Source organism: Phocaeicola coprophilus DSM 18228 = JCM 13818 (assembly GCF_000157915.1).
Taxonomy (GTDB): Bacteria; Bacteroidota; Bacteroidia; order Bacteroidales; family Bacteroidaceae; genus Phocaeicola; species Phocaeicola coprophilus.
In genome coordinates this window covers 6,193-26,346 of sequence record NZ_EQ973635.1, presented here as the reverse complement: position 1 = coordinate 26,346, position 20,154 = coordinate 6,193, and the positions used below count along the sequence as shown (strand labels likewise).

Genomic DNA, 20,154 nt, shown 5'->3' with positions numbered 1-20,154 from the left:
CTTGTAGGCTTTTTCCTCGCGCTTCACCTTCTCGGCATCCACGACAATCTCGCAGTGAAAAATCTTCTGTTCGATGCGCTCGTTGAAGTTGTCGGACACCGAACCGACAAACATTCCCTGCGTCAATCCGGAAATCTTGCTCGGCGGGATAAGCGCGTCCATCTGCGTATTGATAGAGGTGGAAACGTCCTGCCTATTGATGGATATGGACTGCCGTTTCTGCAACACCTTTCCAAACCGTTCGGATAGCGTCTTGGCGGTTTCACCCACCACCTGCCCGGAGAAGATATTGCCGACGGTGTTCATCACGACTTTGGCTTCCTTATCGCCATAGTCGCGCACCAACTGGCTGAAATCCTGAAAGCCCAGACACACGGCAACCTTATTGCTTCGTGCGGTGGCGATAAGGTTGTCCAACCCCTTGAAATATATCGTCGGTAGTTCATCTATAATGACCGACGACTTCAGCATCCCCTTCTTGTTGATGAGCTTCACGATACGGGAATTATACAGACCGAGTGCCGCCCCATAGATGTTCTGACGATCGGGATTGTTGCCAACGCACAGGATTTTCGGCTCTTCGGGATTGTTGATGTCCAGCGTAAACTCGCTGTCCGACATTACCCAATAGAGTTGCGGGGAAATCATGCGCGAGAGCGGAATCTTAGCTGACGCAATCTGTCCCATCAACTGCTCCGCAGCACCTCCGAGCCATGCGTCCATGAACGGAGAAAGGTAGTTTTCCAGTTCCGGGTAAGAGGTCAGAATCGGAAAAATATCCTCGTAACGGCGGTTCAGAAACTCAATGGCATGGGGGAACGTGCAATACTTACCACCCTTATAGATTTTGAGATACCAGATAATGCTGGCAAGCAGTATAATAGGTGATTCCACGAAGAAGTCGCCCTGCTTCTGCACATCGGGTAAGTCAAGGGCATTGCTGCCCCCTTCTCCCCTAAGAACCGTACATGAGAGTTTCCCCTCATACGGCTCAAGCAACTCAATATTTCTATTTGTTGTTAGAAATCGGCTCATACTTTCAACATTTTCGTTTATTTCGCTTGTAGCAGTTGTTGTGGACAAGTTGCCGTACAATCGAACCACCAACAGATATTTCGTTGACGTTCCATGCTTTTGTACAATCTATTTCCTTGCCACATAACGGACAAATCCGGTTCTGCTTGTTCCATAAATATAAGAGAGACTTACGTCCCTTGAGAGATTCCAGCATTTGTTGCTCCTTTCGCTGAAAGAAATAATCATCGTATTCCGGGTCGAAAGGGTTTGCCTCACCTTTGATTTGCTTGTACGGAGTATAATGTATATCCGACAACCTTTTAAGGGTCAGGTAGTTCACTTTCTTGCTCTTGGTTTCATATTTCCATGCAAACGTCCATTTACGCCCCCGAATTTCATGCCAATATTTGTCTGCAACCCAAGACTTGCGTTTCTTTGGATGGCGACGTAAAGCCCATTTCTTCGTGAGATTGTAAATGTGATTGTCACAACCATGAAAAGCATCGGTTGATGCACCATATCGGTAATAGTTGCCCCAACCTGTGATTACAGGATTAAGCATTCGTATCAGCGATTCCTGCTTACACATTTTATGTCCTTTAACGATGTCACCGATTTTTGCCCTGAAGCGTTTCTGTGCATCTTTGGACGGGGATGTGTATAGCCTTTTGCCAAACTTCCTCACATTGAAACCTAAGAAATCAAAACCGTCGTATATGTTCGTAATGGTAGTTTTCTCTTCGGATAAGGTTAGCCCTCTTTCTTTGAGAAATTCTATCACGATAGGTTTGACTTCGTTTTCCAATAGCTCCTTTTCTCGACCTGTGATTATAAAGTCATCCGCATAACGAATAAGGTTTACCTTGTAGTGGAATGTCTTATTGTTGCGCCATAATCTTTTGAATCTTTCAGCCAAGAGTGGTTGAAGTCCGTCAAGTGCTATATTTGCAAGTGTCGGTGATATGATACCTCCTTGTGGTGTACCCTCTTCTGTCGGGAATAGTTTGCCATTGAATACAGCTCCACATTTCAGCCATTTTCTGAGTATCGTCTTATCCATAGGGATATGATTAAGAAGCCAGTCGTGGCTGATATGGTCGAAGCAGCCTTTAATGTCTCCCTCCAAAATCCATTCGGGAGAATGCTGGCGGTTTAGAACCGTATCAATCTGACGGATAGCGTCCATTGTCCTGCGTCTCTTGCGGAAACCATAAGAAAAGCGGTCGCCTGTCGTTTCGGCTATCGGTTCCAATGCCATGAGATATAATGCCTGCATCGCCCTGTCTTTCATTGTCGGTATTCCCAGCGGTCGGAGTTTACCGTTCTTTTTCTTGATGTGAACCCTACGAAGCGGCTGCGGATTGTAACCACGACGTTTCAGTTCACCGATTGCTTTGTACTTGCGCTTGGGAGAATCCCAAAGCTGTTTATCTACTCCAGACGTTTTCTTCCCTTTGTTGGAAGTAACCCTCTTTACCGCCAATGCCTTGGCGTAAAAAGAGTGGGTCAGCATCCACTGCAAGGCTTTCACCTTGTTATGTCTGCCTTCCTTTTGAGCCTTTACAATACGCGCTTGTAGCTTTCGGACATAGGCTTCACACTTGGACCAGTCCATTCCGTCCCAAGTTAGATTCCTACTATCAGCAGGCGCACACGATGTTTTAGTTTCGTTCATTTGCTTTCCTCCTTTTGAAAGTTCTAAAAGTTATCTTGTAAAGAGTTACCATATACGGAAGTCTGCCCACTTTCGTGTCGGATGATGTCACCAATAACAACCCGTGATGTTGATTCAATCCGTATCCACCCCATTACAGGGTGGCATTCGCTTTTTCCGTTATCTCATACCTGCACCCCATTCGGCTTGCCTTGCGGTTCGCTTACTCGCATTCTTACGAGAGAGATACAGGCTTGCCCTGTTCCACGTAATTGACAAACGGATAGTTTAGGTTCTGCCAAGTCCGCCGGCAGTGCTGTGTCCGTGTAACCCCAACATGGGCAAGGGTTATCCGACTGCTTACCTTTTGGTGAGAGCTAAAGTATCTTGCGCTCCTTCAAACCTTACGACGGCTAAAGTCAGTTCACTTACGTTAACCATGCTATCCAGCCTCGCCACTCAACGGTATGATACTAACCGCCCTTGACATTCCCTCACGGTTCAGTCTTGTCCTTTCGGAAAGTGTACTTTGTCCTATAAGCTTGGCACAACCCATCACTGGAGATGCACCTTATAGTAGGCTACCGCTGACGGAACAGCGGGTTAAATCATGCAATTAATATTACTGTCTAACAATCAATTACGTGACTTTACAGGTCACACCCATGTTTTATTGAGGTTGAGCATAATGGTATACGCACTCTCGTAAGCGTCCGTAATATCCTCCATGAAGTCCGGGTGAATGGGATTACAACGGTGTGAGCGTCGCGGGTCGTCGAAGTTTATCACATAGAACTTCGGCTTCACCTTGTAGCCCTCCGGGTGGTTCAGCAGATGGTTGTAGGCTATCGTGGACAAGTCACTGAATTTGAAGTCGTACACATACATCGAGAAGCCCTTTTCAATCTGCTGCTTGATGAAATTATTTACCACTGCGTAGGATTTGCCGCTGCCCGGCGTACCCAATACAATGGAAGCCCTAAAGGGATTCACGACATTGATCCAGCCGTTGTTCCAACGCTTCTTGTAGTAGAACCGTGTCGGCAGATTGACCGAATACTCACTTTCTATGAGCCGTGTTTCCTGCATGAAGCTCTCGTTCTCGTTATTGAACACGTCATCCATGAGGTTGTGTTTCAACAGGCGGCTCATCCACAGACCGCCCATCAGCAGACAGACATAACCCGCGCTGACGGTCATGATATACAGTCCCGTCACCGCCTCTATCGGCAGCGGCAAAGCCAGTATCCACCAGTTGAGGAAGAACAGCACAAAGCCAACGCCAAGGGCTGTCCAGATTCGTCCCCAAGTGATTTTCTCACCTTTCACGCCCTTTGTCCCCAGACAGGACAGGGCAAGCAGTAGGGCAGCAAACAGTTTCGTGTACAGGATGGAACGGAACAGTCCCGCCGTGCGGTTGAAGTTCATCAGGATTCTGTCCACCACGCCGATGTCCACTCCCCAAAGCCGGATGGCTTCATAGCAGAACCAGTACACGTTCATGACCACTAAAATAATACTCACGGCACGCAGAAAATCCATGATTTTCGCTAATGCCCTCAAATCGTCTTCTTGTTGTGACATACATTGATTTTTTTGATTGTTGATACTTTCGGTTACATTCCCAAGCCCTTGCGCTTCTTCTTTTTCTTCTTGCGCTGCATCGCCCGGATGAAGGCTTCTTCTTCGGCATCCACTGCCGGACCTTCGGGGGCAAACAGGTTCATGCCACCGGAATGGCTCTCGTATTCCCCTCCGGAATATCCTTGCCTGTTTTCCGGTTCCTCCACCGGAACGGAAAGCGGAATCGGCGGCTGTCCGGCGTAAGGCAGCGTGAAGTGTTCCTGCAAGGCGTTGGCGGAAAGTTCCTTGCCCATGCGCGAGCCGTTCAGCACGCAGCCCGTGCGGTGGTCGATGAACGTGGCTCCGTAAATGCGCCCTTCCTCCGTGTAGCGCAGTACGGTGTCGATGCCCTTTCCTTTGAGCGTGGCAACGAACTTCTCCTTGTCATACGTGCCTTCCAGCACGGAAAGGACGGTGCGTTTCGTCATTCCGGCGAGTTTCCTGTCCTTAATCTCCTGCTTGGAACGGGCAAACTTCTTCTGCACGGCTTCATAGCCGACGGACTTTCCGAAAAGCGAGGACTTGAACGGATTACCAACCTTGTTGCCCTTATCGTCCGTGGCGGAATAGACCAGCCCGTGATATTCACGTCCGCGCACATTGCCATGTGCTTCCTCCACCGTCATATTATATAAGGAAAGAAGTGCGCGGTATTCTCCCATCGTCTGGAAGCGGTACTGCCCGCTGATAGCCTTGACGATATTTCCCGCCTGCTTCTTCACGTCGCCCGCAGAGGCGTCCACCTTGCGCAGCGGCGTGTCAAGACGGCAATTCTTGCGTTCTGCCGGATGCAAGCCGTATTTCTGTTCCAATTCCCTGCGGATACGGTCACTGCGACGATAGAGGAAATCCCGGTTGAGCCGTTTTCCGTTCTCGTCCACATTGACCGTCACGATGTGCAGGTGGTGTCGGTCGATGTCCTCATGCTTGAAAACAAGGTAAGGCTGGTTCCCGAAACCGAGCTTTTCCAGATACTCGCGGGCTATATCCTGCAATTCCGTATCTGTCAGCACATCCTCCGGATGCGGATTGAGCGAGATATGCACCACCGGTTTCTCCACTTTCATCTGCGGTGGCATGAAGGTGATAAAGTCCTCCATCGCCCTATGGATGTCCATCGTTCCCGAACCGTCATTGTAGATGCGGTTGGTGGTGAGCAACCGCCCCCGCGCCTCGTTGATTTTCTCCCCGTTGTAGGCAATCGCGCCGTACAACGAGTTTCCTACACTGATTTTTGCGACCATTTCGCCTCCATTTCTCTCGACAATTCCACAATCTTGCGGCTCAATTTCACGAGTTCTACGGTATGTTGCTCCAGCTTGTAGAGCAATGCCATTGCCTTTTTCTCGGAAAAATGCAGCCTCAGTTCCTTCACGACTTGGTTGTAGTTCGTGCCTATCGCGCGGAACTGCGCGTGAAAATCGGACAGTTTGGTGTAGTAATCCACCAGCGTCTTGTCCACTTTCAGCACCTTGAACGGCTGTCCGAAGAAGTGCGCCTTCAGGAAAACTGATTTGGCGTAAACGCCCGACTTCTCGAACATGGAGAGGAAACGGTTGTGCTCCTCCTCGCTGAAACGGACGGTGTAACGGAACACCGCCGGATCAAGTTTGGGATTTCTCCCGGTCTTGTTCTTTCTTTTTTCACTCATATTACTTTGGATTTAGCGGATTGACGGCATAAGCCGCCGCTTCAAGGCACAGACACCGTAGGTTTGAAAGGATTTCCGACTTCGGAGGGAATCCCGCCCCCTGCAAGGGCAAGTGCTTTTCGTGGCTGCTCAAAATATTTTGAGCGGCTGAAAAGACATCTTGCTATGTTCAGGTGAACATAAAAATCCGTCGGGGACGGATTGGGGGAATGCCTTTCAAACTCCGGGCTGCGCCACCTGCGGCGAACCCTGCCGTTCGGGTGCAAAGTTACGCCCTTAACGCGGTATCGGACAGAGGCTTGACCCGGACAATCAATGCCAACCGGCGCAACGTGCTACCACTTGCCGGAGAAGTTATACAAGTTCCAAAATATCCTTGTTTATTTGCAGTGTGATTCGGATGTGGGACTGAAAATACACTCCTTCCGCCGGATGTTCGGACAGTAATCCGGACATCAATCCAAACGGTTGAAAACAGGTGTATGTATTCAGATAGTTTTCCAAGCACACGTCCATGCGGACGGATAAAAGCATGGGCGGTTGGACAAACCGATGATTACCCATAGGCACAGCCGGATTAAGGAGTGAATAAATAAATGAATGGGAGCGCGTGCGTACGTACTAATGGCAATACGCTACCGCCACCGGACAGATGTATAACCAAATAAATTATCAGACAAATGAAAGAAGCAACTTATGTGGCAATCTCCACGCAGAAAGGTGGAGCGGGTAAGACAACCCTGACGGTGCTTGTGGCAAGCTACCTGCACTATGTGAAAGGCTACAACGTAGCCGTGGTGGACTGCGATTTTCCGCAGTACAGTATCCATGACATGCGCAAGCGCGACATGAAAGCCGTCATGGAGGACGGGCATTACAAGGTGATGGCGTATGAGCAGCTCAAACGGCTGAAGAAGAACCCGTACACCATCAGATGCAGCCGTGCGGAAGATGCGGTAAAGACCGCCGAAAATCTGGTGGCAGCGCAGCCCGACCTTGATTTCGTGTTCTTCGACCTGCCGGGAACCATCAACAATGCCGATGTGGTGCAGACCATTTCCAAGATGGACTACATCTTCACGCCCATCATCGCCGACCGTGTGGTGATGGAGAGTTCCATCAAGTTCGCCACCGTTATCAACGAACAGATGATAAGCACGGGCAAGTCCGGCATCAAAGGGATTTACCTCGTGTGGAACATGGTGGACGGGCGCGAAAAGACGGAGCTTTACAAGGCATACGACAAGGTCTGTGCCGAGTTCGCCCTGCCCATTCTGGAAACACATCTGCCGGACAGCAAGCGTTTCCGCAAGGAGACGGCGGCAGAACGCAAGGCGGTATTCCGCTCCACGGCGTTTCCGGCGGACAAAATACTGGTACGCGGCAGCAACCTCGACAAACTCGTCGATGAGATTCTCGGCATCATCAAAAACTGAACGGCATGGCAAAGAAAACAAGAATCGAGGACATCGACAGCGAAGCCGTAATCAACTCGTTCCGGCTGGACGATACAAGCATTCCGCCGGAAGCGAGAAGCACGGACGGGAACGCGCCTTCCCCACCTCCGAAAAAAACGGTGCAGGAAACCGTCCCCTTGCCTGTCCCGCACCCCAGAGAGGAACCGGAACGCAGGCGCAGGAACGGCAAGCCGGAAAAGCCGGATTATGATACCGTGTTCATGTGCGGGTCCAATGTCACGGCAAGGCTCGGCAAACAGGTATATATCCGCAAGGAGTACCACGACCGCATACAGAAGATGCTTCATGTAATCGGAGGCAACGAGGTGACTATCGCGGCTTTTCTTGACAACGTGCTGACACACCATTTCACGCTGTTCCAAAACGAGATAGCCGAATCGTTCAAACGGCACATGGAATCCTATAACCTATAAACACCCAATAAACAAAAAAGAAGTATGAAAAAAACAAAGAAGAACCGTCAGGCTGAGTGCCTGCAAACAGGGAAGAGTGAAAGAACCGCTGCCAATGCAGCAAAGTGTGCAAACGGATACGGTCAGGAAAAGACCGGCAGAGACTTCCGCAAAGATGAAGGCAGGGGCAAGCCGCTCTCTGTTTTCTTGGAAGCATCGGAGATCAACACACGGCAATGTATATACATCAGCCGCGAGGTCCATGAGAAAGTTGCCGTCGTTGCCAGCCGTATGGGGAAAAAACTGAGCATCGGCAAGTTCGTGGACAACATCCTCCGTGACCATTTCCGGGAGTACGGGGCGCAGTACATGGAACAGATTGAAAACGCCCAAAAAGTAAGACTATGACAAAGGTGTTTCTAATCGTATCGGTAGCCTGCAACGTGTGGTTCCTGATCCTGCTGTTCTATGACCGTATCATGGAAACGAAACTTGTCCGTTTCTTCCGACACATTGCCGGTCTGTGGAGGTCATTGGACAGTACGGCGGCAAAGCCGGAGGCAAAGGAAGCACCGCCCGCAGACACACCGGACATCATCGGCAAAAGCCGTTTCAAAATGGCTCCGACCCGGACAACCGCTGCCATACCGACGCAAGAAGCCGCCACTTCGGAAAAAGGCATTGAGCTGTCGGAGGAAGAGGCTACTTTTGACGACGGAAACACGGAAACCGTGTCCCATCCGGCACAAGTCCCGGAGGAAAAACTCGATGAAACCTTCACGAGCATCCCGCCTTCGGAACTGGAGTACGGAGAGGATGAGCCGGAGGACGAAGAACCGGATAAAAAGCAGGCTTCGGGAAGCAGTTTCGAGGATATTGACATGGCAGTACGCGCCATTCGGAAAGATTCACCGTCCGATGAGGAAATGCGACACGCCGGAAAGGTCATGACGGAACTGGACGGGACAGAACTTTTCACAAGGATAACAGAACGCCTGACCGATGAGGCAATGAGCGATAGGCTTGCAAAGGCGATGGCTGTTTTCGTGGACGCGGTGAACATGACCGTGACACAACAAAAGGAAAAGGTGTTCGTGATTCCCGACAACATCGAGGAGTTCGACTTCCGAAACTATGTATAACGGCTAAAAAAGAATGGAAATGAAAACGTAAGACGGTATCACACCATGCGCACGGTAGTACAAGGTACAGCCAATCCGCAACGGACACACCCAAGTCCGTGGAAACAAACGGGCTACCACTAAAACCAAAGTAAAGGAATCAAGTATCAACCGCTCGAAAAAGGACTATCCACCCTTTCAACGGCACAAAACAAGAACAGTTTATGAATAAGAACATCAGACAAAAGTTCATCATCTCTGCGGCACTTATGATTGCCGCAACCGCCTCCGCATTTGCGCAGGGAAACGGTCTGGCAGGCATCAACGAAGCCACCTCTATGGTGAGTTCGTATTTTGACCCCGGCACGAAATTAATTTACGCCATCGGCGCGGTAGTCGGTCTTATCGGCGGCGTGAAAGTCTATGGCAAGTTTTCGTCCGGCGACCCGGACACCTCGAAGACTGCCGCCTCATGGTTCGGGGCTTGTATCTTCCTGATTGTCGCCGCCACTATCCTGCGTTCATTCTTCCTTTAATAAACAATGTATGGCTGAATACCCGATAAACAAGGGTATCGGCCGTCCGGTCGAGTTCAAGGGCCTGAAGGATCAGTACCTCTTCATCTTCTGCGGAGGCCTGCTGGCTCTCTTCGTCCTGTTCGTCATCCTCTACATGGTCGGCATCGACCAGTGGGTATGTATCGGCTTCGGCGCGGCATCGTCTTCCGTCCTCGTATGGCAGACCTTCGCGCTGAACGCCCGGTACGGCGAACACGGGCTGATGAAGCTGGGAGCGGCACGGAGCCATCCCCGATACCTTATCAACCGGCGGCGGATCACCCGATTATTCAAACGGCAACGAAAGGAAGAAACGACATGAGAAATACATCCAAAATGACAACACTGGAAAACAAGTTCCCCCTGCTGGCGGTGGAGCATGGCTGCATCATTTCCAAAGACGCCGACATCACGGTGGCTTTTGAGGTGGAACTGCCGGAGCTTTACACCGTGACGGGCGCGGAGTATGAGGCGATACACGGCTGCTGGTGCAAGGCAATCAAGGTGCTGCCTGACTTCTGCGTCGTACATAAGCAGGACTGGTTCATCAAGGAACGCTACAAGCCGGAATTACAGAAGGACGACATGAGTTTTCTGAGCCGCTCCTTTGAACGCCACTTCAATGAGCGTCCGTACCTGAAACATTCCTGCTATCTCTACCTGACCAAGACGACGAAGGAGCGTAACCGGATGCAGAGCAACTTCAGCACGCTGTGCCGTGGGCATATCATCCCGAAGGAGCTGGACAAGGAAACCGCCGGGAAGTTCATGGAAGCTGCTGAACAGTTCGAGCGCATCATGAACGACAGCGGCTTTGTCAGGCTGCGCCGCCTCTCCACCGACGAGCTTGTCGGGACGGAGAAGTCCGCCGGACTGATAGAGCGTTACTTCTCGCTCATGCCCGAAGGCGACACGACCTTGCAGGACATCGACCTCTCGGCAAAGGAAATGCGCATCGGCGACAACCGCCTGTGCCTGCACACCCTCTCTGACGCGGAGGATATGCCCGGAAAGGTGGCGACTGACATCCGCTACGAGAAACTCTCCACGGATCGAAGCGACTGCCGCCTCTCCTTTGCCTCTCCCGTGGGGCTGTTGCTCTCTTGCAAACACATCTACAACCAGTATGTGATTATCGACAACAGCGAGGAAAATTTGCAGAAGTTCGAGAAGTCCGCAAGGAATATGCAGTCGCTATCCCGCTATTCAAGGAGCAACAGCATCAACCGCGAGTGGATCGACCAGTACCTGAACGAAGCCCATACCTACGGGCTGACCTCGGTACGGGCGCACTTCAACGTCATGGCGTGGAGCGACGACGCGGAAGAACTGAAGCATATCAAGAACGATGTGGGCAGTCAGCTCGCCAGCATGGAGTGTGTACCGCGCCACAACACCATCGACTGCCCGACGCTCTACTGGGCGGCGATGCCCGGCAACGCGGCGGACTTCCCAGCGGAAGAGAGTTTCCATACCTTCATCGAGCAGGCGGTGTGCCTTTTCACGGAGGAAACCAACTACCGCAGTTCGCTCTCGCCCTTCGGCATCAAGATGGTGGACAGGCTTACGGGAAAACCGCTGCACCTCGACATCAGCGACCTGCCGATGAAGCGGGGTATCACGACCAACCGCAACAAGTTCGTGTTGGGTCCTTCGGGCAGCGGCAAGTCTTTTTTCATGAACCACCTCGTGAGGCAGTATTACGAGCAGGGTACGCACGTGGTATTGGTGGACACGGGAAACTCCTATCAAGGCTTGTGCGAGATGATCCGGCGCAAGACAAACGGGGCGGACGGCGTGTACTTCACCTACACGGAGGAGAAACCGATCTCGTTCAACCCGTTCTACACCGATGATTACGTGTTCGACGTGGAGAAGAAGGACAGCATTAAGACGCTGCTGCTGACGCTTTGGAAGTCGGAGGACGACAAAGTGACGAAAACGGAGAGCGGCGAACTGGGCAGTGCGGTGAACGCATACATCGAGCGTATCAGGGCTGACCGGAGCATCGTCCCCTCGTTCAACACCTTCTATGAGTATATGCGCGATGACTACCGCCACGAACTGGCGGAACGTGAGATAAAGGTGGAGAAGTCAGACTTCAACATCGACAATATGCTCACCACCATGCGGCAGTATTACCGGGGCGGACGCTACGACTTCCTGCTCAACTCCACGGAGAACATCGACCTGCTCGGCAAGCGGTTCATCGTCTTCGAGATTGACAGTATTAAGGAAAATCGCGAACTTTTCCCTGTCGTGACCATCATCATCATGGAAGCCTTCATCAACAAGATGCGCCGTCTGAAAGGCGTACGCAAACAGCTGATAGTGGAAGAGGCTTGGAAGGCACTCTCTTCGGCGAATATGGCTGAGTACCTGCGCTATATGTACAAGACCGTGCGCAAGTATTACGGGGAGGCAATCGTGGTGACGCAGGAGGTGGACGACATCATTTCCTCGCCCGTCGTCAAGGAGAGCATCATCAACAACTCCGACTGCAAGATACTTCTCGACCAGCGGAAATACATGAATAAGTTTGATGCCATACAGTCCCTGTTGGGTCTTACGGAGAAGGAGAAGTCACAGATACTCTCCATCAACATGGCGAACAACCCGTCAAGGCTCTACAAGGAAGTTTGGATCGGGCTGGGTGGCACACAGTCGGCGGTCTATGCCACCGAAGTTAGTGCTGAAGAGTATCTGGCGTACACCACCGAAGAAACGGAAAAAGTAGAGGTGTACCGTCTGGCGGAGCAGCTGGGCGGCGACATCGAAGCCGCCATCCGGCAGCTTGCCGAAAGGCGGAGAAACAAGGAATAAGTAAAAACGATTCATCAACCAAAAAAGAAAATGCGTATGAGTATATCAAGAACGAAAATGCTGCAAGTCAGCAAGTGTTTAATCGGGCTGGCGGTCATGGTGCTGCAATCCTGCGAGGTAGCGGACAACCGCCGCAACCTGCTTTGCGGGAACTGGGAGAGCGTGGAGGGGAAGCCCGACGTGCTTATCTACAAGGAGGGCGAAGCCTACAAGGTGACGGTATTCAAGCGTAGCGGACTACGCCGCAAGCTGAAACCGGAAACCTATCTCTTGCAGGAGGAGAACGGCAACCTGTTCATGAATACCGGCTTCCGCATCGACGTGTCCTACAACGAAGCAACGGACATCCTGACCTTCTCGCCCAACGGTGACTATATCCGGGTGAGGCCACAACCGGAACATCCGATAAACGAACAGTAATATCAACCACTAAATCCAAAAAGACATGAGAACAAGAATGACAATGATTATCTGCCTCTGCCTGCTTGCAGTCGGCAAGGCAAATGCACAGTGGGCGGTCATAGACCCGTCCAACATCGCGCAGAGCATCGTGAACACCTCCAAGAATGTGGTGCATACTTCCACGACCGCCCAAAATATGGTGAAAAATTTTCAAGAGACCGTGAAAATTTACGAGCAAGGCAAGAAGTATTACGATGCACTCAAATCCGTGAACAATCTGGTCAAGGATGCCCGCAAGGTGCAGCAGACCATCCTGATGGTGGGCGACATCACCGACATCTATGTGACCAGCTTCCAGAAGATGATGCGTGACGACAACTTCACGGTGGAGGAACTCGGAGCTATCGCCTTCGGCTACACCAAGCTGTTGGAGGAATCCAACGACGTGCTGACAGAACTGAAGAACGTGGTGAACATCACCACGCTCTCCATGACGGACAAGGAACGCATGGATGTGGTGGAACGCTGCTACTCCAAGATGAAGCGTTACCGCAACCTCGTAAGCTACTACACCAATAAGAACATCAGCGTGAGCTACCTGCGGGCAAAGAAAAAGAACGATCTCGACCGCATCATGGGGCTGTACGGGAATGCCAACGAAAGATACTGGTAGCCTATGGATTTCGACAACCTTCACCAGATTCTGCGCTCGCTCTACGAACAGATGATGCCGCTATGCGGGGACATGGCGGGCGTGGCGAAAGGCATCGCCGGACTGGGTGCGCTGTTCTACGTCGCCTATCGGGTGTGGCAGTCGCTGGCGAGAGCCGAACCTATAGACGTGTTCCCCATGCTCCGCCCGTTTGCGATAGGCTTGTGCATCATGTTCTTCCCGACGGTGGTATTAGGCACGATAAACAGTGTCATGTCGCCCGTCGTGCAGGGGACGGCAAAGATGCTGGAGGCGGAAACGCTTGACATGAACCAGTACCGCCAACAGAAAGACAAACTGGAATACGAGGCGATGATGCGCAACCCCGAAACCGCCTACCTCGTGTCGAACGAGGAGTTTGACAAACAGCTGGAGGAACTGGGCTGGTCGCCTTCCGACATGGTGACGATGGCGGGGATGTATATCGAGCGCGGGATGTACAACATGAAGAAGGGCATCCGCGATTTCTTCCGCGAGATACTGGAACTGATGTTCCAAGCCGCCGCCCTCGTGATAGACACCATCCGCACGTTCTTTCTCGTGGTGCTGGCGATACTCGGTCCGATAGCCTTCGCCATATCGGTGTGGGATGGCTTCCAAAGCACGCTCACGCAGTGGATATGCCGCTACATACAGGTCTATCTGTGGCTGCCCGTGTCGGATATGTTCAGCACCATACTGGCTAAGATACAGGTGCTGATGCTGCAAAGCGACATCGAACGGATGCAGGCTGACCCGAACTTCTCGCTGGATTCAAACGACGGTGTGTATATCGTCTTCATGATAATCGGCATCATCGGCTACTTCACCATTCCGACCGTGGCAGGCTGGATTATTCAAGCCGGAGGTATGGGAAGCTACGGTCGCAACGTGAACCAGACGGCAGGACGAGCCGGAAGCATGGCGGGCAGCGTGGCAGGCGCAGCCGCAGGAAACATGGTCGGACGTGCCGGAAAACTGCTGAAATAACAAATCGGGATGAGATTGTCAAGGTAGCTACAAAGACAGGCTAAAGGTAGCTACCTTGACAGAACATCCGTAAGACAACGTATTTGACAATTAAAAACGAATAAACAACAATGGAATTTAAGTCACTCAAAAACATCGAATCATCGTTCAGGCAGATACGCCTGTTCGGTATCGTCTTCCTTTCGTTGTGCGCCGTGATAACGGTATGGAGCGTGTGGAGTTCCTACCGCTTTGCGGAACGGCAACGGGAAAAGATTTACGTGCTGGACAACGGCAAGTCGCTGATGCTGGCACTCTCGCAGGACTTGTCGCAGAACCGTCCGGCGGAGGCAAGGGAACACGTGCGCCGCTTCCACGAGCTTTTCTTCACGCTCTCGCCCGAAAAGAGCGCGATAGAGCATAACGTGAAACGCGCCCTGCTATTAGCGGACAAAAGCGTGTACAACTACTATTCGGACTTCGCCGAGAAGGGGTACTACAACCGCATCATCGCCGGGAACATCAACCAAGTGCTGAAGGTGGACAGCGTGGTATGCGACTTCAACGGCTATCCCTACCGTGCCGTGACCTACGCCACGCAGAAGATCATCAGGCAAAGCAACGTCACCGAGCGCAGCCTCGTGACCACGTGCCGCCTCTTGAACTCGTCCCGTTCGGACGACAATCCCAACGGTTTCACCATCGAGGGATTCACCATCATCGAGAACAAGGATTTACAAACCATCAAAAGGTAACGGACATGAAGAAAATCAGGAAATCATTTTGGCGTGCGTACTGGAAGCTCCACGACAAAAAGAAAATGCTGGTGGCAAGGCTCAAAGGCTATCTGGACGGTTTGCCCCCGAAGACACGCAGGCGCATCGTGCTGGCGATGCTCGCCGCCTTCGCGGTGCTTGCCCTCTACACCTTCGGAAAAGCCGTCTATGACATCGGCAGGAATGACGGCAGCCGGATAGTTACAGACCATGCCGGACAGGTGGAACTGTCCGTAAATCCGGACAACAATCACAACGTAATACCTTATTTATATGGAACAGACGAAGAATGAACCTAAAAAAGAGAACAAGGCGGCTCCCGACAACGGGAAACCGAAGAAGGAGCGCAAGCCGCTGACCGAAGCCCAAAGGCTGAAACGTCAGAAAATGATAGTGCTGCCCGCTATAGTGCTGGTATTCATCGGGGCTATGTGGCTGATATTCGCCCCGTCCTCCGACAAGGAGCAGCAACCGGGGACGGGAGGTTACAACATCGAGATGCCCGACGCTGACAAGGCGAACCGCCAGATCATCGGCGACAAGGCGAAAGCCTACGAGCAGGGGGCGATGGAGGAACGGCAGGAGAACCGCAGCCGCGCCATGCAGGAACTGGGCGATATGTTCGACCGAGAGGTGGCGGAAACGGACGGCGGCAGGGACTTCGACCTTGCCAATCCCGGAGACACGGAAGAAACGGTGAAGTCCGCCCCGAAAACCATCCAGTCCTCCGCAGCCGCCTACCGCGACCTCAATGCCACGCTCGGCAACTTCTATGAGCAGCCGAAAAACGACAACGCGGAAATGGACGAACTGTTGGAGCGCATCGCCTCGCTGGAAACCGAACTTGAAAGCGAGAAGGGGAAGGCGTCCTCTATGGATGACCAAGTGGCACTCATGGAGAAATCCTACGAGCTGGCGGCGAAGTACATGGGCGGTCAGAGTGGCGGCAAGCCGGAACCGGTGCAGGTGGCAGAGCCTTATCCCGTGCAGAAAGCCGGGAAGAACACGGCAGCACCTGTCAGGCAAGTAGCGCATCAGGTAGTGTCTTCGCTCAGTCAGCCGATGAGCAACGCCGAATTTGTCGCCTCCTTTTCGCAGGAGCGCAACCGCAGTTTCAACACGGCGGTGGGTGTCACGACCGTATCGGACAAGAACACCATATCAGCGTGCGTCTATGGGGCGCAGAGCGTAACTGACGGGCAGGCTGTCAAGCTCCGCCTGTTGGAGCCGATGGCTGTGGCGGACAAAATCATTCCCCGCAACGCGGTGGTGGTCGGCACGGCAAAGATTCAGGGCGAACGGCTTGATATTGAAATCACGTCACTGGAATATGCGGGTACGATTATCCCGGTAGAGCTGGCGGTGTATGACACGGACGGGCAGCCCGGCATCTTCATCCCCAATTCGATGGAAATGAATGCCGTCAGGGAGGTTGCCGCCAACATTGGTGGCTCGCTGGGCAGCAGTATCAATATCTCCACCAATGCCGGGGCGCAGCTCGCCTCCGATTTGGGCAAGGGGCTGATACAAGGCACGAGCCAGTACATCGCCAAAAAGATGCGCACGGTGAAAGTGCATCTGAAAGCCGGGTACAAGGTCATGCTCTATCAGGACAGGAATTGAAAACAGAAAAAGTAACAACAATCCAATTTTTATTTACCACTAAAATCCAAAGTAAAATGAGAAAAGTAATCATCATGTTTGCCCTCGCTATGGGCATCGCAACTGCCAATGCGCAGGAGAACGTAACCGTTGGAACGGACAACGGAAGTGAACAACCGACCTTGACAAAGGAAGTCTATCCGCAGAAGGAGGCGGACGGTGACCTGTATCACGGGCTGACAAAGAAGCTGACCTTCGACCGCATGGTTCCCCCGCACGGTTTGGAAGTGACCTACGACAAGACCGTCCACGTCATTTTCCCGGCGGAAGTGCGCTATGTCGATTTAGGCTCGCCCGACCTGATTGCGGGCAAAGCCGACGGAGCGGAGAACGTCATCCGAGTAAAAGCTACCGTGAGGAACTTCCCGAACGAAACCAATATGTCGGTAATCACGGAGGACGGGAGTTTCTATACCTTCAACGTGAAATATGCCGCTGAACCGCTGCTGCTCAACGTGGAGATGTGCGACTTCATCCATGACGGCGAGAAAGTGAACCGTCCGAACAACGCGCAGGAAATCTACCTGAAGGAACTGGGCAGCGAAAGCCCGATGCTGGTGCGCCTTATCATGAAGTCCATCCACAAGCAGAACAAGCGCGAGGTGAAGCACATCGGCTGCAAGCGATTCGGCATCCAGTACCTGCTGAAAGGCATCTACACGCATAACGGTTTACTCTATTTCCACACGGAGATAAAGAACCAGAGCAATGTGCCTTTCGATGTGGACTACATCACATGGAAAATCGTGGACAAGAAGGTGGCGAAGCGTACCGCCGTGCAGGAGCAGATCATTCTGCCGCTCCGTGCGCAGAACTACGCCACCTGCGTGCCGGGCAAGAAGAGCGAGCACACGGTGTTCACGATGACGAAATTCACCATCCCCGACGACAAATGCCTTGTGGTGGAACTCAACGAGAAGAACGGAGGTCGCCACCAGTCTTTCGTGATTGAGAACGAGGACTTGGTACGTGCCAATACCATCAACGAACTTCAAGTACGCTGACCATGAAGAAGTGCCTATTTATGATTATCGCGTCGCTTGCCCTGTGTACGGGGCAGGCGCACGCCCAGCGATGCCTGCCGAAGATGCAGGGCATCGAGGTCAGGGCGAACATGGCGGACGGCTTCAATCCCGGCGGCAACGACGGCGGGTACAGCTTCGGGGCGGCTCTCTCCACCTACACGAAAAAGGGGAACAAATGGGTGTTCGGCGGCGAATACCTGTTGAAGAACAACCCTTACAAGGACGGAAAGATACCCGTGGCACAGTTCACGGCGGAGGGCGGATACTACTTCAAGATACTCTCCGATGCCCGAAAAATCGTGTTCGTCTATGCGGGTGCTTCGGCTCTCGCCGGATATGAATCGGTGAACTGGGGCGAAAAAGTGCTGCATGACGGCTCCACGCTCCATGACCGGGACGCCTTCATCTACGGCGGTGCGCTGACGCTCGATGCGGAGTTTTACGTGGCTGACCGTATCGCTCTGCTCGCCAACCTCCGGGAACGTTGCCTGTGGGGTGGCGACACGAGAAAGTTTCATACGCAGTGGGGCGTGGGCATCAAGTTCATCATTAACTGACGCACCGCATGGAACGGACGGAAATCGATGCCATGCGGCAGATACCCCTTGCGGACTTCCTTGCACGGTTGGGACATGAGCCTATCCGAAGAAGCGGCAACGAGTTGTGGTATCGTGCACCATACCGCAATGAGCGCACGCCTTCTTTCCGTGTGAACGTGAAGAAACAGCTTTGGTACGACTTCGGTACGGGCAGGGGCGGCGACATCTTCACGCTTGCCGGGGAGTTTATCGGAAGCGGTGACTTCATGGAACAAGTGAAATTCATAGCGGAAACCGCCAATATACCTATGCCTGTTCCCGAAGTGAGCAAACTGACTTTCCAGCCTAAACCGTCAGAACCTGCCTTTGAAGGAGTGGAAGCCGTACCGCTGTTTCGTTCTCCACTGACGGACTATCTGGCGGAACGGGGCATTCCTTACGCTGTTGCATCACGTTACTGCTGCCGACTGAATTACGGAGTGCGTGGCAAACGATATTTTGCCGTCGGTTTTCCGAACGTGGCAGGCGGATATGAAATCCGCAGCCGTTTCTTCAAGGGATGCGTACCGCCGAAGGATGTGTCGCTGGTCAAGGCGAAAGGCTCTCCGGCTGACGTGTGCAGCATCTTTGAAGGATTCATGGACTTTCTTTCCGCTGCCACGCTCGGATTGGAAACGGGCGACTGCCTTGTGCTGAACTCTGTCGCCAACGTGGAAAAGGCTATGAGGTATCTGAACGGTTACGGGCGCATAGACTGTTATCTCGACCGTGACGAAGCCGGACGGCGCACATTGGCAATACTGCAAGAATACTATGGCAGACGTGTCTGCGACCGTTCCGCCCTCTATGACGGTTGCAAGGACTTGAACGAGCATCTGCAACTGACAACGAAAAAAGAACAATAACTTAAAAATCAAAGAACAATGAACATACTGAACAACAAGAACAAGAGAAAATCAATCTTCAAGGCGTTGGCACTCTGCCTGTTCGCCGCCGTTTCGTTCACGCTCGTGTCGTGTGACGACGACATGGACATCCAGCAATCCTATCCCTTCACGGTGGGAACCATGCCCGTGCCAAACAAGGTGACAAAGGGGCAGACGGTGGAAATTCGCTGTGAGTTGAAAAAGACGGGAGATTACGCCAATACCCTCTATACCATCCGATATTTCCAATTCGAGGGGGAAGGCACGCTGAAAATGGACAACGGAATCACGTTCCTGCCCAATGACCGCTACCTGCTCGAAAACGAGAAGTTCCGGCTGTACTATACGGCGGAGGGTGACGAGGCGCACAACTTCATCGTGGTGGTGGAGGACAATTTCGGCAACTCCTATGAGTTGGAATTTGACTTCAACAACCGCAACGTGAAGGATGACGGGGTTATTTCTGTTGTCCCCATCGGCAACTTCAAGCCCTTGTTAAGATGATACGTGTATTCATGGCTATCCTCTGTTCGCTTCTGGCGGTCTGTTCCGTGTTCGCACGGGACAGACACCATGAAGGAACGGACAGGCAGGCGGCTATCTATCGACTGCCGCCATTTGAGAGGGCGGTGCGATGCACGAAGTATTTTGAAGGCTGGCACTCGGAAAAACATCACCCGTATGTGGGATATGGGCATAAGTTGTTACCGGGTGAAAGGTTTTCGGCACGCACCATGACGAAGCGGCAGGCGGACGCGCTTCTGCGGAAAGACCTACGGAAATTCTGTGCGATGTTCCGGCAGTTCGGGAAGGATAGCTTGCTCCTTGCCACGCTTGCCTACAATGTC

General features: G+C 52.4%; 21 protein-coding genes and 3 pseudogenes. 18 read left to right on the top strand and 6 right to left on the bottom strand.

Annotated features, from left to right (window positions below):
- The 6 genes and pseudogenes from BACCOPRO_RS04770 to BACCOPRO_RS18650 form a co-directional block, all read right to left on the bottom strand.
- A pseudogene (locus BACCOPRO_RS04770) lies at window positions 1-918 on the bottom strand (TraM recognition domain-containing protein); the annotation flags it as partial.
- 121 nt (window positions 919-1,039) lie between these two features.
- Window positions 1,040-2,692, bottom strand: a complete 1,653-nt coding sequence (gene ltrA / locus BACCOPRO_RS04765) for a group II intron reverse transcriptase/maturase (RefSeq protein ID WP_007560904.1) — start codon at window positions 2,690-2,692, stop codon at window positions 1,040-1,042.
- A gap of 639 nt (window positions 2,693-3,331) precedes the next feature.
- Window positions 3,332-4,255, bottom strand: a pseudogene (locus BACCOPRO_RS04760) (YWFCY domain-containing protein); the annotation flags it as partial.
- Window positions 4,256-4,287: 32 nt separating this feature from the next.
- Window positions 4,288-5,538, bottom strand: a complete 1,251-nt coding sequence (gene mobB / locus BACCOPRO_RS04755) for a conjugal transfer protein MobB (RefSeq protein ID WP_008141459.1) — start codon at window positions 5,536-5,538, stop codon at window positions 4,288-4,290.
- Window positions 5,517-5,945, bottom strand: a complete 429-nt coding sequence (mobA, locus tag BACCOPRO_RS04750; RefSeq protein ID WP_008141457.1) for a conjugal transfer protein MobA — start codon at window positions 5,943-5,945, stop codon at window positions 5,517-5,519. Before mobA ends, mobB begins: the two co-directional genes overlap by 22 nt.
- A gap of 268 nt (window positions 5,946-6,213) precedes the next feature.
- Window positions 6,214-6,393, bottom strand: a complete 180-nt coding sequence (locus tag BACCOPRO_RS18650) for a hypothetical protein (RefSeq protein ID WP_081446917.1) — start codon at window positions 6,391-6,393, stop codon at window positions 6,214-6,216.
- A gap of 232 nt (window positions 6,394-6,625) precedes the next feature.
- On the opposite strand from BACCOPRO_RS18650, the gene BACCOPRO_RS04740 reads away from it, so the two are divergent.
- The 18 genes and pseudogenes from BACCOPRO_RS04740 to BACCOPRO_RS04655 form a co-directional block, all read left to right on the top strand.
- Window positions 6,626-7,381, top strand: a complete 756-nt coding sequence (locus BACCOPRO_RS04740) for a ParA family protein (protein WP_005867743.1) — start codon at window positions 6,626-6,628, stop codon at window positions 7,379-7,381.
- 5 nt (window positions 7,382-7,386) lie between these two features.
- Entirely contained in the window at window positions 7,387-7,836 is a 450-nt protein-coding gene (locus BACCOPRO_RS04735; RefSeq protein WP_008141454.1) for a DUF3408 domain-containing protein, read from the top strand.
- Between the two features lie 21 nt (window positions 7,837-7,857).
- A pseudogene (locus tag BACCOPRO_RS04730) lies at window positions 7,858-8,223 on the top strand (DUF3408 domain-containing protein); the annotation flags it as partial.
- Window positions 8,220-8,957 (top strand): hypothetical protein, encoded by a 738-nt coding sequence (locus BACCOPRO_RS04725; RefSeq protein WP_008141452.1) that lies wholly within the window; start codon window positions 8,220-8,222, stop codon window positions 8,955-8,957. The pseudogene BACCOPRO_RS04730 and the gene BACCOPRO_RS04725, both read left to right, overlap by 4 nt.
- Before the next feature lie 203 nt (window positions 8,958-9,160).
- On the top strand, window positions 9,161-9,472 hold the full coding sequence (locus BACCOPRO_RS04720; protein WP_007656423.1) for a DUF4134 domain-containing protein: 312 nt from the start codon (window positions 9,161-9,163) through the stop codon (window positions 9,470-9,472).
- A gap of 10 nt (window positions 9,473-9,482) precedes the next feature.
- Window positions 9,483-9,815, top strand: a complete 333-nt coding sequence (locus BACCOPRO_RS04715) for a DUF4133 domain-containing protein (RefSeq protein WP_008141449.1) — start codon at window positions 9,483-9,485, stop codon at window positions 9,813-9,815.
- The gene (locus BACCOPRO_RS04710; RefSeq protein WP_008141447.1) at window positions 9,812-12,316 is read left to right on the top strand and encodes a TraG family conjugative transposon ATPase; all 2,505 of its coding nucleotides are present in this window, start codon (window positions 9,812-9,814) and stop codon (window positions 12,314-12,316) included. The genes BACCOPRO_RS04715 and BACCOPRO_RS04710 overlap by 4 nt, the downstream gene beginning before the upstream one ends.
- Window positions 12,317-12,352: 36 nt before the next feature.
- Window positions 12,353-12,736, top strand: coding sequence for a DUF3876 domain-containing protein (locus BACCOPRO_RS04705; RefSeq protein ID WP_081446916.1), 384 nt, complete (start codon window positions 12,353-12,355; stop codon window positions 12,734-12,736).
- A 25-nt stretch (window positions 12,737-12,761) separates the two neighbouring features.
- Window positions 12,762-13,391 (top strand): DUF4141 domain-containing protein, encoded by a 630-nt coding sequence (locus BACCOPRO_RS04700; protein WP_040311202.1) that lies wholly within the window; start codon window positions 12,762-12,764, stop codon window positions 13,389-13,391.
- Window positions 13,392-13,394: 3 nt separating this feature from the next.
- Window positions 13,395-14,399: a conjugative transposon protein TraJ gene (traJ, locus tag BACCOPRO_RS04695; protein ID WP_008141441.1), complete on the top strand. Its 1,005-nt coding sequence runs from the start codon at window positions 13,395-13,397 to the stop codon at window positions 14,397-14,399.
- Window positions 14,400-14,509: 110 nt separating this feature from the next.
- Complete coding sequence (gene traK, locus BACCOPRO_RS04690; RefSeq protein WP_004308925.1) at window positions 14,510-15,133, top strand: conjugative transposon protein TraK; 624 nt, start codon at window positions 14,510-14,512, stop codon at window positions 15,131-15,133.
- Window positions 15,134-15,138: 5 nt separating this feature from the next.
- Window positions 15,139-15,447 carry a TraL conjugative transposon family protein gene (locus BACCOPRO_RS04685; protein ID WP_008141439.1) on the top strand — a complete coding sequence of 103 codons (309 nt, stop codon included), beginning with the start codon at window positions 15,139-15,141 and terminating at the stop codon, window positions 15,445-15,447.
- Window positions 15,428-16,777, top strand: a complete 1,350-nt coding sequence (traM, locus tag BACCOPRO_RS04680) for a conjugative transposon protein TraM (RefSeq protein WP_008141437.1) — start codon at window positions 15,428-15,430, stop codon at window positions 16,775-16,777. Before BACCOPRO_RS04685 ends, traM begins: the two co-directional genes overlap by 20 nt.
- 56 nt (window positions 16,778-16,833) lie before the next feature.
- Window positions 16,834-17,820 carry a conjugative transposon protein TraN gene (traN, locus tag BACCOPRO_RS04675; RefSeq protein ID WP_040311201.1) on the top strand — a complete coding sequence of 329 codons (987 nt, stop codon included), beginning with the start codon at window positions 16,834-16,836 and terminating at the stop codon, window positions 17,818-17,820.
- A gap of 2 nt (window positions 17,821-17,822) precedes the next feature.
- Window positions 17,823-18,398, top strand: a complete 576-nt coding sequence (locus BACCOPRO_RS04670) for a conjugal transfer protein TraO (protein WP_008141433.1) — start codon at window positions 17,823-17,825, stop codon at window positions 18,396-18,398.
- 8 nt (window positions 18,399-18,406) lie between these two features.
- Window positions 18,407-19,285 carry a DUF8464 domain-containing protein gene (locus BACCOPRO_RS04665; protein WP_008141431.1) on the top strand — a complete coding sequence of 293 codons (879 nt, stop codon included), beginning with the start codon at window positions 18,407-18,409 and terminating at the stop codon, window positions 19,283-19,285.
- A gap of 18 nt (window positions 19,286-19,303) precedes the next feature.
- Complete coding sequence (locus BACCOPRO_RS04660) at window positions 19,304-19,810, top strand: DUF3872 domain-containing protein (protein ID WP_008141429.1); 507 nt, start codon at window positions 19,304-19,306, stop codon at window positions 19,808-19,810.
- A partial coding sequence (locus BACCOPRO_RS04655; protein WP_008141427.1) for a lysozyme family protein occupies window positions 19,807-20,154 on the top strand: 348 nt, incomplete at its 3' end. The genes BACCOPRO_RS04660 and BACCOPRO_RS04655, both read left to right, overlap by 4 nt.

What these genes read in the sequence shown, in the direction of transcription:
- BACCOPRO_RS04720 (WP_007656423.1), top strand. Translation starts at nt 9,161, where the DNA reads ATGAATAAGAACATCAGACAAAAGTTCATCATCTCTGCGGCACTTATG.
- traJ (WP_008141441.1), top strand. Translation starts at nt 13,395, where the DNA reads ATGGATTTCGACAACCTTCACCAGATTCTGCGCTCGCTCTACGAACAG.
- BACCOPRO_RS04670 (WP_008141433.1), top strand. Translation starts at nt 17,823, where the DNA reads ATGAAGAAGTGCCTATTTATGATTATCGCGTCGCTTGCCCTGTGTACG.
- mobA (WP_008141457.1), bottom strand. Translation starts at nt 5,945, where the DNA reads ATGAGTGAAAAAAGAAAGAACAAGACCGGGAGAAATCCCAAACTTGAT.
- BACCOPRO_RS04725 (WP_008141452.1), top strand. Translation starts at nt 8,220, where the DNA reads ATGACAAAGGTGTTTCTAATCGTATCGGTAGCCTGCAACGTGTGGTTC.
- ltrA (WP_007560904.1), bottom strand. Translation starts at nt 2,692, where the DNA reads ATGAACGAAACTAAAACATCGTGTGCGCCTGCTGATAGTAGGAATCTA.
- mobB (WP_008141459.1), bottom strand. Translation starts at nt 5,538, where the DNA reads ATGGTCGCAAAAATCAGTGTAGGAAACTCGTTGTACGGCGCGATTGCC.
- BACCOPRO_RS04705 (WP_081446916.1), top strand. Translation starts at nt 12,353, where the DNA reads ATGAGTATATCAAGAACGAAAATGCTGCAAGTCAGCAAGTGTTTAATC.
- BACCOPRO_RS04735 (WP_008141454.1), top strand. Translation starts at nt 7,387, where the DNA reads ATGGCAAAGAAAACAAGAATCGAGGACATCGACAGCGAAGCCGTAATC.
- BACCOPRO_RS04660 (WP_008141429.1), top strand. Translation starts at nt 19,304, where the DNA reads ATGAACATACTGAACAACAAGAACAAGAGAAAATCAATCTTCAAGGCG.
- BACCOPRO_RS04710 (WP_008141447.1), top strand. Translation starts at nt 9,812, where the DNA reads ATGAGAAATACATCCAAAATGACAACACTGGAAAACAAGTTCCCCCTG.
- traN (WP_040311201.1), top strand. Translation starts at nt 16,834, where the DNA reads ATGAGAAAAGTAATCATCATGTTTGCCCTCGCTATGGGCATCGCAACT.
- traK (WP_004308925.1), top strand. Translation starts at nt 14,510, where the DNA reads ATGGAATTTAAGTCACTCAAAAACATCGAATCATCGTTCAGGCAGATA.
- BACCOPRO_RS04700 (WP_040311202.1), top strand. Translation starts at nt 12,762, where the DNA reads ATGAGAACAAGAATGACAATGATTATCTGCCTCTGCCTGCTTGCAGTC.
- BACCOPRO_RS04665 (WP_008141431.1), top strand. Translation starts at nt 18,407, where the DNA reads ATGGAACGGACGGAAATCGATGCCATGCGGCAGATACCCCTTGCGGAC.
- traM (WP_008141437.1), top strand. Translation starts at nt 15,428, where the DNA reads ATGGAACAGACGAAGAATGAACCTAAAAAAGAGAACAAGGCGGCTCCC.
- BACCOPRO_RS04740 (WP_005867743.1), top strand. Translation starts at nt 6,626, where the DNA reads ATGAAAGAAGCAACTTATGTGGCAATCTCCACGCAGAAAGGTGGAGCG.
- BACCOPRO_RS04685 (WP_008141439.1), top strand. Translation starts at nt 15,139, where the DNA reads ATGAAGAAAATCAGGAAATCATTTTGGCGTGCGTACTGGAAGCTCCAC.
- BACCOPRO_RS04715 (WP_008141449.1), top strand. Translation starts at nt 9,483, where the DNA reads ATGGCTGAATACCCGATAAACAAGGGTATCGGCCGTCCGGTCGAGTTC.